11 protein-coding genes and 9 tRNA genes are annotated in these 12,534 nt (G+C 44.8%); 17 read left to right on the forward strand and 3 right to left on the reverse strand.

Going from position 1 to position 12,534, the window contains the following annotated elements; translation table 11 throughout:
* The first annotated feature begins 16 nt into the window (after nucleotides 1-16).
* The 4 genes from CAG60_RS13215 to hemW all read left to right on the forward strand — a co-directional run bounded on the left by CAG60_RS13215 (nucleotide 17) and on the right by hemW (nucleotide 2,728).
* A complete protein-coding gene (locus CAG60_RS13215; RefSeq protein WP_040904707.1) occupies nucleotides 17-574 on the forward strand; it encodes a YggT family protein in 558 nt (185 codons plus the stop codon).
* Entirely contained in the window at nucleotides 574-867 is a 294-nt protein-coding gene (gene yggU, locus CAG60_RS13220) for a DUF167 family protein YggU (protein WP_161439136.1), read from the forward strand. Before CAG60_RS13215 ends, yggU begins: the two co-directional genes overlap by 1 nt.
* Nucleotides 868-959: 92 nt before the next feature.
* Complete coding sequence (locus tag CAG60_RS13225; protein WP_161439137.1) at nucleotides 960-1,565, forward strand: XTP/dITP diphosphatase; 606 nt, start codon at nucleotides 960-962, stop codon at nucleotides 1,563-1,565.
* Nucleotides 1,559-2,728 carry a radical SAM family heme chaperone HemW gene (gene hemW, locus CAG60_RS13230; RefSeq protein ID WP_161439138.1) on the forward strand — a complete coding sequence of 390 codons (1,170 nt, stop codon included), beginning with the start codon at nucleotides 1,559-1,561 and terminating at the stop codon, nucleotides 2,726-2,728. Before CAG60_RS13225 ends, hemW begins: the two co-directional genes overlap by 7 nt.
* A gap of 56 nt (nucleotides 2,729-2,784) precedes the next feature.
* On the opposite strand, the gene glsB is transcribed toward hemW, so the two are convergent.
* Together glsB and trmB are read right to left on the reverse strand one after the other, a co-directional pair.
* Nucleotides 2,785-3,705 (reverse strand): glutaminase B, encoded by a 921-nt coding sequence (gene glsB / locus CAG60_RS13235; protein ID WP_154169242.1) that lies wholly within the window; start codon nucleotides 3,703-3,705, stop codon nucleotides 2,785-2,787.
* Nucleotides 3,706-3,896: 191 nt separating this feature from the next.
* Entirely contained in the window at nucleotides 3,897-4,616 is a 720-nt protein-coding gene (trmB, locus tag CAG60_RS13240; RefSeq protein ID WP_158144306.1) for a tRNA (guanosine(46)-N7)-methyltransferase TrmB, read from the reverse strand.
* 209 nt (nucleotides 4,617-4,825) lie between these two features.
* Here trmB and mutY point away from each other — a divergent pair, with 209 nt between their 5' ends.
* The 12 genes from mutY to CAG60_RS13300 all read left to right on the forward strand — a co-directional run bounded on the left by mutY (nucleotide 4,826) and on the right by CAG60_RS13300 (nucleotide 8,826).
* The gene (gene mutY, locus CAG60_RS13245; RefSeq protein ID WP_161439139.1) at nucleotides 4,826-5,881 is read left to right on the forward strand and encodes an A/G-specific adenine glycosylase; all 1,056 of its coding nucleotides are present in this window, start codon (nucleotides 4,826-4,828) and stop codon (nucleotides 5,879-5,881) included.
* Between the two features lie 20 nt (nucleotides 5,882-5,901).
* Nucleotides 5,902-6,177: an oxidative damage protection protein gene (locus CAG60_RS13250; protein ID WP_004396066.1), complete on the forward strand. Its 276-nt coding sequence runs from the start codon at nucleotides 5,902-5,904 to the stop codon at nucleotides 6,175-6,177.
* 95 nt (nucleotides 6,178-6,272) lie between these two features.
* Nucleotides 6,273-7,403 (forward strand): membrane-bound lytic murein transglycosylase MltC, encoded by a 1,131-nt coding sequence (mltC, locus tag CAG60_RS13255; RefSeq protein WP_161439140.1) that lies wholly within the window; start codon nucleotides 6,273-6,275, stop codon nucleotides 7,401-7,403.
* A gap of 109 nt (nucleotides 7,404-7,512) precedes the next feature.
* A tRNA-Phe gene (locus CAG60_RS13260) sits at nucleotides 7,513-7,588 on the forward strand.
* Nucleotides 7,589-7,641: 53 nt separating this feature from the next.
* Nucleotides 7,642-7,717: transfer RNA gene (locus CAG60_RS13265), tRNA-Thr, on the forward strand.
* Nucleotides 7,718-7,723: 6 nt separating this feature from the next.
* A tRNA-Phe gene (locus CAG60_RS13270) sits at nucleotides 7,724-7,799 on the forward strand.
* 12 nt (nucleotides 7,800-7,811) lie between these two features.
* Nucleotides 7,812-7,887, forward strand: a tRNA-Asn gene (locus tag CAG60_RS13275).
* 438 nt (nucleotides 7,888-8,325) lie between these two features.
* A tRNA-Phe gene (locus tag CAG60_RS13280) sits at nucleotides 8,326-8,401 on the forward strand.
* A 53-nt stretch (nucleotides 8,402-8,454) separates the two neighbouring features.
* Nucleotides 8,455-8,530 (forward strand) — tRNA-Thr (locus CAG60_RS13285).
* 16 nt (nucleotides 8,531-8,546) lie between these two features.
* Nucleotides 8,547-8,622: transfer RNA gene (locus CAG60_RS13290), tRNA-Asn, on the forward strand.
* A gap of 36 nt (nucleotides 8,623-8,658) precedes the next feature.
* Nucleotides 8,659-8,734: transfer RNA gene (locus CAG60_RS13295), tRNA-Thr, on the forward strand.
* Nucleotides 8,735-8,750: 16 nt separating this feature from the next.
* Nucleotides 8,751-8,826: transfer RNA gene (locus CAG60_RS13300), tRNA-Asn, on the forward strand.
* 134 nt (nucleotides 8,827-8,960) lie between these two features.
* Here the strand turns inward: CAG60_RS13300 and djlA are convergent.
* The gene (djlA, locus tag CAG60_RS13305) at nucleotides 8,961-9,809 is read right to left on the reverse strand and encodes a co-chaperone DjlA (RefSeq protein WP_161439141.1); all 849 of its coding nucleotides are present in this window, start codon (nucleotides 9,807-9,809) and stop codon (nucleotides 8,961-8,963) included.
* A gap of 146 nt (nucleotides 9,810-9,955) precedes the next feature.
* Here djlA and lptD point away from each other — a divergent pair, with 146 nt between their 5' ends.
* Nucleotides 9,956-12,313, forward strand: a complete 2,358-nt coding sequence (gene lptD, locus CAG60_RS13310) for an LPS assembly protein LptD (RefSeq protein WP_161439142.1) — start codon at nucleotides 9,956-9,958, stop codon at nucleotides 12,311-12,313.
* Nucleotides 12,314-12,534 lie beyond the last annotated feature (221 nt).

Raw genomic sequence — 12,534 nt, forward strand, 5'->3', positions numbered from 1 at the left:
TCATAAGGGCTTTCTCATGAATGCTATGAGCTTTTTAATCTCCACCTTGTTTGATATCTATATCATGGTGGTTATTCTGCGTGTTTGGCTACAAGCCGCTCGCGCCGATTTTTATAATCCGTTTTCACAATTTATTGTCAAAACCACTCAACCCGTGGTTGCGCCATTACGTCGAATGATCCCCTCGGTGGGTAATCTGGACCTTGCCACCATCCTCTTTGCTTATGTGTTATCGGTGCTCAAATTCGTCGTCCTGATCCTGATGGTCTCTAAGGGTGCGATGGTCTTCAGTCTCGATTTCTTATGGTTTGGCTTATTGTCTTTAGTCAAAGCAGCCGGTGGATTACTGTTTTGGATCTTACTGATCCGGGCGATTTTGAGCTGGGTCAGCCAAGGACGTAGCCCAATAGAGTTTGTTTTCCATCAATTAACCGAACCTATGCTAAGCCCTATTCGCCGGATCATCCCAGCGATGGGTGGTTTCGATTTAAGCATTTTAGTGCTGTTTATTATTCTACAATTCGCTAACTTTTTAATGGGTGATTTCATTGGCCCCATTTGGTATCAGTTGTAATGTCAATCGCTTGGCTTGATGGGCAAGATCTTTGCCTGCGGATTTATGTCCAACCTAAAGCCAGCCGCGATAGCTTAGTGGGGCAGCACGGTGATGAGCTCAAAATAGCCATCACTGCGCCACCTGTTGATGGAAAAGCGAATGCCCATTTAAGCCGCTATTTTGCCAAACTGTGTAAAGTATCGAAAAGCGCGGTTGAAATAGAAAAAGGCCAGCTAGGGCGGCATAAACAAGTACGCATCCTCTCACCTACGGTGATCCCTGCCGAAATTCAAGCTCTGTTCCCCACTTAATGTGGGGAATTTTTTTCTCCGAACTGTTGTACAATAACCGTTAGCGATGACGACAAGTCTCATCGAGCTCCCCATTCAGACGTGAGAGATTTATGAATAAGATTGTTTTAGCCACTGGTAACCGAGGAAAAGTCGCGGAAATGGCCGATTTATTAGCCGATTTCGGTTTTGAGGTTATCGCACAAAGTGAATTAAATGTGCCAGATGCTGATGAAACAGGCTTAACCTTTATTGAAAATGCCATCATCAAAGCACGTCATGCCGCTGCCCTTACTGGTCTACCAGCGATTGCCGATGATTCTGGACTCGAGGTTGACTATCTTGATGGCGCACCGGGCATTTATTCTGCGCGCTATGCCGGAGCCAATGCTTCAGATAACGATAACCTGCAAAAGTTATTAACCAGTTTAGAAGGTGTGCCGAGTGAACAGAGAACCGCTCGCTTTCACTGTGTTTTAGTCTATCTGCGCCATGCTAACGACCCAACACCTCTGGTTTGTCATGGTCAGTGGCAAGGTGAAATCTTAACTGAGCCTCGCGGTGAGCATGGCTTTGGTTACGATCCCATTTTCTGGGTTCCCGAAGAAAACTGCGCTTCTGCCCAGTTACCTGCCGCCCGTAAAAAGCAGCTCTCTCATCGCGCTAAGGCTCTACAATTACTGTTCCAAGCCTTAAAAGAGCAACGCGCCTCATGCTAACGCCGCCCAAGTTGAGCTTGTACGCCCATATCCCGTGGTGCGTACAAAAATGCCCTTATTGCGATTTTAACTCTCACGCCTTAAAAGAAGAGATCCCTGAAACGCAATATATCGCGGCACTACTGGAAGATCTGGATCGTGATATTGAGCGCTATCAGCTTGCTAACGATCCAAGGCGATTGCATTCGATCTTTATCGGCGGGGGGACGCCGAGCTTAATTTCACCACAAGGCATCCAAGATTTGATTGACGGCATTGCCGCGCGCATTCCGTTTCAACCTGAGATTGAGATCACCATGGAAGCCAACCCTGGTACGATTGAAGCTGAGCGTTTCGTGGCTTATCGCCTCGCAGGCGTCACTCGAATCTCGATTGGCGTACAAAGCTTTGCCGCCGAGAAGTTAGCCCACTTAGGTCGTATTCATGGCCAACAAGAGGCAGTACGTGCGGCAAAACTGGCGCATGCCATTGGTTTAAAAAGCTTTAATTTGGATTTAATGCACGGCCTGCCCGATCAAAGCCTAGCGCAAGCCTTGGATGATTTAGACCAAGCGATAGCGTTAAATCCTCCTCACCTGTCTTGGTATCAATTAACCATTGAACCCAATACGCTGTTTTATTCTAAGCCCCCCACTCTGCCCGATGATGATGCGCTGTGGGATATTTTTGAACTTGGCCATCAAAAACTCACTGAGGCAGGTTATGTACAGTATGAAATCTCTGGCTACAGCAAGCCTGGTTATCAATGCCAACATAACCTCAATTACTGGCGATTTGGTGACTATCTGGGCATTGGCTGTGGAGCGCACGGCAAATTGAGCTTTGCTGATGGCCGAATTATTCGCACCACTAAGGTGAAACATCCACGTGGTTACTTAGCGGCTTATCAAAATATGGTGAAGCCTTATTTGAGTGATGAACAACTCGTTGCCGAAAGCGATCGTCCTTTTGAATTTTTCATGAACCGATTTCGTCTGCTCGAAGCGTGTCCAAAACAAGATTTCATCACCACCACAGGGCTAGCGTTAAGTGTGATTGAACCAACCATCCAATGGGCGTGTGAGATGAATTACTTAACCCAAGATGCGACTTCGTGGCAGATCACTGAACATGGTAAGTTATTTTTGAATGATTTACTGGCGGCATTTATGGCTGAAGAGTAACTCAACAACAACTCGCTACTGACAATCGAATGATTGCCAGTAGCCATTTTAATCAGCTAGAAAATTGAGCGCCCAATGCGCTCGGACAACAGCTCCAGCGCTTTAGTGCCCGCTAACGAGTTACCTGATGGATCAAGCTCAGGAGACCAAACCGCAATAGTCATCTCACCGGGTACAATAGCAATGATGCCACCACCGACCCCCGATTTACCCGGCATTCCAACTCGATAAGCAAATTCACCTGCACCATCATAAAGACCACAGGTAGCTAATAACGCATTGATTTGCTTACTTTGCGTCACACTAACCACGCGCTGCCCCGTGTGTACCGATACCCCTTTATTGGCCAAATAGCTGAATGTTTTCGCTAATTCAACACAGCTCATTTTTAGTGCACAAGCGTGAAAATAGTTATTTAAGACCGGAATCACTTCGTTTTCAAAATTACCAAACGAGCGCATTAAATAAGCAATCGAAGCATTACGATCACTGTGCATCATTTCCGACGCTGCCACCACTTTGTCATAGATGATCTGCTCTTCACCACTTAACTGACGCACAAATTCCAGCAAACGCTGGCGAGGGGCGGATAAGCGGCTATAAAGCATATCCGCGATCACAATCGCTCCGGCATTAATAAATGGATTACGCGGGATGCCCTGCTCCATTTCCAGCTGAATCAATGAATTAAAAGCTTGTCCAGAAGGCTCTTTGCCAACCCGCTGCCACAGCTCCTCTGGCTGATATAAACCCATCGCCAAGGTTAAACTTAACGCTTTGGAAATGGATTGGATGGAAAATCCCTCCTGCGCATCACCAGCAGCAAAGATCTCGCCTTGGTTAGTGTAAACCGCGATACCGAGTTTATCGCTCGCCACTTGGGCCAGAGCGGGAATGTAGTTAGCCACTTTGCCTTGTCCAATCAATGGACGAACTTCATCGAGAATGGTCGCTAAAATAGCGGAGCTTGGTTTCATAGTCTGAGTTTACTTTTATTATTATTGCCGCTGAAAACAATGGAACGGCCAAATGAGTTACCGTCTCATCGCCCAACAGATTTTTAATGTAGGGAGAGTCAAAAAAGCCAACACGATAAACCATGTTGGCTAAGTTCTAAGCAGTATCTTGCCGAGCTTGATACTTGTCCAGCATAAACTGGTAGGACAGGTTAACTCACTCGTTGGAATTTAATATCCCATACGCCATGGCCTAGGCGATGGCCGCGCTGTTCAAACTTGGTTAACGGACGCTCTTCTGGACGTGGAATATAATCCCCTTCCTGCGCGAGATTACGATAACCAGGTGCTTGATTCATCACTTCGATCATATGCTCAGCGTAATTTTCCCAGTCCGTTGCCATATGAAACACCCCTTCGCCAACGATCAGTTTTTGTCGCACCATTTCTGCAAACTCTAACTGCACAATACGGCGCTTATGGTGACGTTTTTTATGCCAAGGATCAGGAAAAAACAGTTGTAGCGTCGCCAAGCTATTATCAGGGATCATGTTAGCAAAAACTTCAACCGCATCGTGGCACATCACTCGTAAGTTAGTCACACCAGCATCGCGGGCGGAAGCCAAACAAGCACCAACACCAGGGCTATGCACTTCAATACCAATGAAATTTTTATGTGGGGCATTTTTTGCCATTTCAACCAATGAGGCTCCCATGCCAAACCCAATTTCTAACACCACTGGATTTTGGTTACCAAACACCTGAGCCCAATCCAGTAACTCGGTTTGATAATCAATCCCCATGGTTGGCCAGCAGGCTTTCATCGCCGCTTCTTGACCTTTGGTTAGTCGACCTTCACGACGCACAAAACTACGGATTCTACGTAGCACTTTGCCATCTTCTGTCAATTGATTGGTGGTAACTTCACTCATTGCGATTGCCTGTCTATTTTTTCGTCTTCACTCAAAGGGAGTGTGATTATCCAAAGAATTGCTTGCCATGCAAGTGTTATTATAGTCCAGCGCTTCACTAGAACGATCACCTGAAACCTTAAAGATACCCTTATAATTTATCGGTTGTACTCGACGGGCATTCTGTGGTGCAATTTTGATTCATTATTTTTATTATTACAGAGCATGTCGTGACTCCATTCGCTTCCGCAATTTTGACTTGGTATGACGCCTATGGGCGAAAGCATCTGCCTTGGCAGCAAAATAAAACGGCCTATACGGTATGGTTATCAGAAATCATGCTGCAACAAACCCAAGTAACCACAGTGATCCCTTATTACCAGCGCTTTATTGAACGTTTTCCTAGTGTTGCTGACTTAGCGGCGGCTCAACAAGACGAAGTGCTACACTATTGGACCGGCCTTGGTTACTACGCTCGGGCGAGGAACTTACATAAAACTGCAAAGATCATTGTCGATCAGTATCAAGGCCAGTTTCCAACCGAGCTGGAGGCGATGAATGCGTTACCTGGTGTTGGTCGCTCGACAGCAGCGGCAGTGCTCTCTTCAGTGTTTAAAAAGCCGCATGCTATTTTAGATGGCAACGTTAAACGGACCCTAGCTCGCTGCTTTGCTGTTGAAGGATGGCCGGGAAAGAAAATCGTTGAAAACCAGCTTTGGCTGCATGCGGAGCAACAGACCCCAAGCGTCGATGTCGATAAATACAATCAAGCGATGATGGACATGGGAGCGATGATCTGTACCCGTAGCAAGCCAAAATGTACACTGTGCCCAGTGGAATCCTTATGTATTGCCAAGCAACAAGGTAACCCCTTAGATTATCCTGGTAAAAAACCGAAAAGCGACAAACCAGTCAAGCAAACGTGGTTTGTCATTCTTTATCATCAGGGTCAAGTCTGGCTTGAACAACGCCCACAAGTCGGGATTTGGGGCGGATTATACTGTTTTCCACAACATACCGATCAGCAGATTGAAACAACGTTAGCGCATCGTGCTGTACAAGATAACCACATTCAATCTCAGCGCACATTAATTGCCTTTCGGCATACTTTTAGTCATTACCATTTAGATATTACCCCGATTCTATTGGAACTGACTCATAAACCAGACATCATCATGGAAGGAACGAAAGGTCTTTGGTATAACTTACAACAGCCTGAAGAAATCGGCTTAGCAGCCCCTGTGAAGCAGTTGTTGCACAGCTTACCCTTTGAAATTCATCCGTAAACGATTAAGAGGAAGTCATTATGAGCCGCACGGTATTTTGTGCTCGATTACAGAAAGAAGCTGACGGTTTGGATTTTCAGCTCTACCCCGGAGAGCTGGGTAAACGTATTTTTGATCATATTTGTAAGCAAGCTTGGGCAGAGTGGCAAACCAAACAAACTATGCTGATCAATGAAAAAAAACTCAATATGATGGATCCTGAACACCGCAAATTTCTCGAAAATGAAATGGTCAATTTCCTCTTCGAAGGTAAAGAGGTCCATATTGAAGGTTATACTCCACCAAGCCAAGCTTGAGTTTCACAGATAATCTCTAGACAATTTGATCTTGCAGCTGTTTATTTTCGCTGCAAGATCAAATCAGCAGGGAAATTGATTTGCCTAGGAAAGCGATGAAAAAATCACTGTACTGTTTAACCACACTCTTACTCTTAGTCGGCTGCAGTCGTGAGTTTGTTGAACGTTTCTATGCGGTGGATTATGAGCCAACCAACCGTTTTGCAAAAAATCTCGCTCAATTACCCGGGCAATTTGAAAAAGACACCGCCGCATTAGATAGCTTGATCCTCAGTTTCTCTGGCAATATCGAACGCCGCTGGGGTAGCCGAGAAATCAAAATTGCTGGTAAAAGTAATTACGTAAAATACATCGATAATTACCTTAGCCGAACGGAAGTCAATTTTAGTGATGGTAAAATATTGGTTGAAACCATCTCACCCACGGATCCTCAAGGACACTTAAAAAGAGCGATCATCACCACGTTATTAACGCCTGACGATCCGGCTAGCGTCGATCTTTTTTCATCACAAAACATTGAGCTAAAAGGACAACCTTTCTTATACCAACAAGTTGTCGACCAAGATAAGCAACCCATTCAGTGGCGCTGGCGTGCCAACCGCTACGCCGATTACCTGATTGCTCATCACCTCAAAGTCAAACAAGTTGATTTTAAGAAAGCCTATTATGTTGAAATTCCGATGGTCGCGGATCAAATGCAGATCCGTAGCTACCAATACGCCGACATTGTTCGCCGAGCTTCCGGTAAATATGGTATCCCAGAAGATCTTATTTACGCGATCATCAAAACAGAAAGTAGCTTTAACCCTTATGCCGTCAGTTGGGCTAACGCTTATGGCTTAATGCAAGTAGTGCCGAAAACTGCGGGACGGGATGTTTTTAACTTGGTTAAAAATAAACCCGGTGAGCCAACACCTGAATACCTCTTTAATCCAGAAAATAACATAGATACCGGTACCGCTTATTTTTATCTACTCAAAAACCGTTATTTGAAAGATGTCCGTCATCCTCTTTCTCTTGAGTACAGCATGATTTCTGCTTACAACGGAGGCGCTGGCGGTGTTCTGCGAACATTCCATCAAGATCGACAGCGAGCCATGAATAATTTAAATAGCATACAACCTAATCAGGTGTATTGGGCTTTGACCAATCGTCATCCTAATGCAGAAGCACGGCGCTACTTAGAAAAAGTAACTCAATTTAAACGAGAATTTAACGCGAAGTAATCTTTCACGCTCCACTTGTCTAAAATAGCGGCACTTAAACCGGTTTTCTGTCTTTTTTAAAAATAGTGGTTGACGTACAGAGGGAAAATCCGTTTAATAGCGCTCCGTTGCCCGGATAGCTCAGTCGGTAGAGCAGAGGATTGAAAATCCTCGTGTCGGTGGTTCGATTCCGCCTCCGGGCACCACAAATTTTATTGTTGGTGCTGTAATCAGTAACAACAAGCAATAAATTAAGTGCGCCGACTTAGCTCAGTAGGTAGAGCAACTGACTTGTAATCAGTAGGTCACCAGTTCGATTCCGGTAGTCGGCACCATTTATTGCCTCGATAGCTCAGTCGGTAGAGCAGAGGATTGAAAATCCTCGTGTCGGTGGTTCGATTCCGCCTCGAGGCACCATATTAAAGCTGTTCCTCCTTAGCTCAGTTGGTAGAGCGACGGACTGTTAATCCGCAGGTCGCTGGTTCGAGCCCAGCAGGAGGAGCCACTTTTCAAAGCCCAGTCATTGACTGGGCTTTTCTTTATCTAGCCATCACTGGCGATCACCCTATTCCCCCCTGCCACATTCAATGGTACGCAAACTGTTTGAACTCATCTGTCGATACTCTGTTCTACACCTTACCGAGAAGACAAGGTGATTTCTTTTTCAGCGCGATTAAAAAACTTTTATCGCGGACAACGTTTAACCACAAACCATTCACTCATCCTAGCTTGAGCTTAATCAAACGATTCTTCCCTATCCGATTAACGACACGATAAAAACGTTAAGTCGAAGGATAGGTAAGAATTTACCGCTGTTTCTGTTAGCTTTTCTAAACAAAAATGGATAAAAACAGCCCACTAAGTATAGAAAATCAGCAAACGAGTTTTTTTTTGCATTTTACTGTTGACGAAGGATCGGAAAACTCGTTTAATACACCCCGTTGCCTCGATAGCTCAGTCGGTAGAGCAGAGGATTGAAAATCCTCGTGTCGGTGGTTCGATTCCGCCTCGAGGCACCATATTCTGATAGAGATTGGTGCAAGCGCAACCAGTATCTTAACTGATAAAGTGAGCCGGCTTAGCTCAGTTGGTAGAGCAACTGACTTGTAATCAGTAGGTCGCCAGTTCGACTCCGGCAGCCGGCACCATTATCAAAAAATCTGTTCCTCCTTAGCTCAGTTGGTAGAGCGACGGACTGTTAATCCGCAGGTCGCTGGTTCGAGCCCAGCAGGAGGAGCCACTATTATTAACCGATGACACGTCATCCGTTATTAATGCCGACTTAGCTCAGTAGGTAGAGCAACTGACTTGTAATCAGTAGGTCACCAGTTCGATTCCGGTAGTCGGCACCATTATTAAAAAATCTGTTCCTCCTTAGCTCAGTTGGTAGAGCGACGGACTGTTAATCCGCAGGTCGCTGGTTCGAGCCCAGCAGGAGGAGCCAAATTTTAAAGCCCAGTCATTGACTGGGCTTTTTTTATGGCAATTCAATGGTGATTAAAAAGGCTTATCCCTCTCAGAGATAAGCCTTGCGATGTCGAACCGTCACTGGACTTTAATCACCATACATAAACCGTTTCACTTAAACCCCTGCTCTTTCTTTATCAAATCATAAGCATGTTGGATCTCTTGTGATTTCTCTTTTGCCATGTTCATCATCTCAGGGGGTAAGCCTTTAGCCATCAATTTATCTGGGTGATGCTCATTCATCAATTTACGATAGGCCCGTTTAATGCTTTGTACATCCGCATCTTGATTAACACCCAGAACGGAAAAGGCATCGGCCAATCTATCTCGATTGGAGGGTTGCTGCCATTGACTCGACCCCGAACTTTGCTGTCCGGTAAAACCACCACTTTGCTGAAAACGAAACGCGGCTTCTTGCATACGTAAACGGCGCTCTAGTTGATCCGATGAGAATCCAAGTCCCTGAGCAATTTTATGTAAAACCTGACGTTCGCTTGGGTGTAAATCACCATCAGCAAAGGCAGCAGAAACTTGTAATTCAAGGAAGAATTGCATTAAATCAAATCGGCCACCCGTAAAAAAACGGACATTTTCTAATGTTTGTTGCAAAGGAAAGTCGGCTTCTTTACCTTCGCGAAAAGCATCTTGTGCAGCGCGGCGCTGGTCACCATGCAAGTTCATTCTGTCCATCATAATACTGGCCAATTGAATTTCTTGCTGGGTGACTTGACCTTTAGCTTTGGCAACGTGTCCCATCACAGCGAAAGCGGATTTAAAGAATTCTTCCTGTCTTTCGGTTTGTGTTGGTCCTGAACTGAATTGTCCATTTGTAAACGGGTTTTGGCTTCGATAACGAGCCTTATCAAACTGGTGGCCAAGAAATAGACCAAAGATTGCGCCTAATGGGCCGCCAAATAGCAGGCCAAAGAAAGCGCCAAGAATTTTGCCAAAAATATGCATTATGTGCTCTCAATCTATGAATTTTTTAGGTGTGCTGTGGTCTGATAGTGCCGGGAGCGTTATTTTCCTTTATGATAAGGAAGCATTTTATTGACTTAACACTCTTAAAGTCGGAATCAAACAGAACAACAGGATAGTACAACTCGATGTCACGTTTTTCCCGCACATTTTTAGCCGCTTCGATCAGCGCCGCGCTCTTTGCGCCACAGACTCAAGCAGAAGCAACGGTGGATAACAGTGTGCAGGAACTGCCCACTCTTGATCAATGCCTAGTGAATGAACCCGAGTCGGAAAATCCGAATCCACAGCCTATCAAGGTCAAAGCGGATAAGCTAGAAGCAATTAGTGGTCAGCGCGCCACTTATTCTGGCGATGTCGTCGTTTTACAAGGACAAAAACAGATCCGCGCTAATAATGTGACACTCCATCAACAAGAAAATATTGTTGTGGCCGAAGGTAATGTGACCTTTAGTGATGGTCAAGTCAAAGCAACCTCAGATAGAGTGACCAATCAACTCAATATTGATCAAATCACATTAGAGAACACCCAATATCAGTTTTTATGTCAACCGGGTCGCGGTCATGCCGCTTATATCGCCAAAACTGGTAAAGCCATTTATGAGATTGAAGATGGCTCAATCACTTCTTGTCCAGAAGGTGATAGCGCTTGGCGTTTGCGTGCCTCAAGTATTGACGTTGACCAAGACGCTGAACAAGCGACGTTTTACAATCCTCGTTTAGAGATCCAAAACGTCCCCGTGTTCTATTTGCCTTATCTCACCGTACCGATTGGCGATACTCGTAAAACGGGTTTCCTCTATCCAGATATTTCCTATGGTTCACGTGATGGTTTTGAAATCTCAGTTCCTTTTTATTGGAACTTAGCGCCTAACTACGATTTAGAAACCACTCTGCGTTATATGGATAATCGTGGGACTCAGTTAAATACCGTGTTTCGTTATCTCACCGAATTTGGTTCTGGTAGCCTCAAAGGTGAATTTTTACCTGATGATGAATTACATCCAGAACAAGGGAAACGTTGGGGTTTCCAATATCGCCACGATGGTATTTATCAACAAGCATGGAAACTGGATCTGGATTACTCCCGTGTCAGTGATGTCGAGTATTTTTCAGATTTAAGCTCAGGGATTGGTAATCGAGAAGATGGCCAACTGATGCAGCAAGCACGAGTGACTTACCGCTCTTCCGCATGGGATACCTCATTGTTGGCAAGAGACTTTCAAGTATTAACCGATAAAGATAACCTCCCCTATCGATTAATGCCGCAAGTCGCTTTTAACTACTATGCACCAGAGCTGCTGCGCTATCTAGATGTAGACATTAAAAGCCACATTTCACGTTTTGAAACCGATGCAATCGGTAAACCGTCGGCAACTCGTGCCCATATCGAACCCGGTATTAGCATCCCGCTAGGAAACACATGGGGAACATGGACCACAGAAGCAAGGCTGTTAGCGACCTATTACCAACAAGATTTATCTGGCGTGATCAGTAGTGATTACCAAGAATTAGAAGAAAGTGTATCAAGGGTTATTCCTGAATTCAGAACGCATGCCGGTATCGTCTTAGAACGAGACACCACGCTATTTAATGGCTATACCCAAACGCTTGAACCACAAGTTCAGTACTTGTATGTTCCAAAAGAAAACCAACAAAATATCGCACGTTATGATACGACATTATTACAAACCGATTACTACGGCCTATTCAGAAGTAGAAAGTACAGTGGCGTAGATTTTATCTCTGCCGCCAACCAAGTCAGCTACGGCGCATCAACGCGGTTTTTTGATGACCAATACAAAGAACGACTAAACATCGCGTTTGGACAAATTTTCTATATCGATAAAGGCTTAAAATCAAGCAATACCGATAGTAGCCAAGTGGAAGATACTCAATCGAACTATTCCGCTTGGGCCGTAGAAATGGATTTTAATTACGATGATTTTCTCTTTTATCACGGCGGCATTCAGTACGACATCGACACCAGTGCGATGCAATTGGCCAACAGTACCTTGGAATACCGCTTTAACGGCGGCTATCTACAAACCAATTATCGTTACGTTACCAAAGAGTATATCGAAGATACGGTGGGTGACAGTATTCCGGTGAGCAGTATTACTCGACGAGGGATATCTCAAGCAGGCCTACTTGGCGGCTATCAGCTTTCTCATAAATGGCATGTTACTGGACAATATTTTTACGACATGACCACCAATGAAGCACTGGAATGGCTGGTGGGCATTCGCTATACCTCTGATTGCTGGTACATGGGTTTCTCTTACAGTAATCAGTTAAAAGATTGGAATAGAACCCCAAATGGCGATTATCTGGGTTTCGAAGATCCAAACTATGAAAATAACTTTAGTTTTAACATTGGTATTATCGGCTTTGGCACCAAAGTGAGCTCCAGTGAAAGCATGGCTGGAATTAAAAGTTCTGATAATTCCTTGGGTTATGGACGCCCGTTTTTCTTAAATAATTAGGGCAGTAAATTTGGGCATCTAAGCCTAAAAACTCTGAATTTTCCGAATATCCCCAAACTACTTGGAGTTGTAGGTAGGCGATAAGTGAGTGAGTCCCAATGAACATAGACAGACTATGTGATTGCGGCGAACGAACATAGCCAACATCGCTGTAGCTTCATCAAGTAGAAAGGGGATAATGACCGTGAGCAACAACGATTAACGCTCGATAATGAATAGGA

This window comes from Vibrio sp. V33_P6A3T137 (assembly GCF_009904835.1).
Classification (GTDB): Bacteria; Pseudomonadota; Gammaproteobacteria; order Enterobacterales; family Vibrionaceae; genus Vibrio; species Vibrio metschnikovii.

Bases quoted from the DNA above. Each gene is read 5' to 3' on its own strand.
- CAG60_RS13215 (WP_040904707.1), top strand. From the start codon at position 17: ATGAATGCTATGAGCTTTTTAATCTCCACCTTGTTTGATATCTATATC.
- yggU (WP_161439136.1), top strand. From the start codon at position 574: ATGTCAATCGCTTGGCTTGATGGGCAAGATCTTTGCCTGCGGATTTAT.
- CAG60_RS13225 (WP_161439137.1), top strand. From the start codon at position 960: ATGAATAAGATTGTTTTAGCCACTGGTAACCGAGGAAAAGTCGCGGAA.
- hemW (WP_161439138.1), top strand. From the start codon at position 1,559: ATGCTAACGCCGCCCAAGTTGAGCTTGTACGCCCATATCCCGTGGTGC.
- glsB (WP_154169242.1), bottom strand. From the start codon at position 3,705: ATGAAACCAAGCTCCGCTATTTTAGCGACCATTCTCGATGAAGTTCGT.
- trmB (WP_158144306.1), bottom strand. From the start codon at position 4,616: ATGAGTGAAGTTACCACCAATCAATTGACAGAAGATGGCAAAGTGCTA.
- CAG60_RS13250 (WP_004396066.1), top strand. From the start codon at position 5,902: ATGAGCCGCACGGTATTTTGTGCTCGATTACAGAAAGAAGCTGACGGT.
- mltC (WP_161439140.1), top strand. From the start codon at position 6,273: ATGAAAAAATCACTGTACTGTTTAACCACACTCTTACTCTTAGTCGGC.
- djlA (WP_161439141.1), bottom strand. From the start codon at position 9,809: ATGCATATTTTTGGCAAAATTCTTGGCGCTTTCTTTGGCCTGCTATTT.
- lptD (WP_161439142.1), top strand. From the start codon at position 9,956: ATGTCACGTTTTTCCCGCACATTTTTAGCCGCTTCGATCAGCGCCGCG.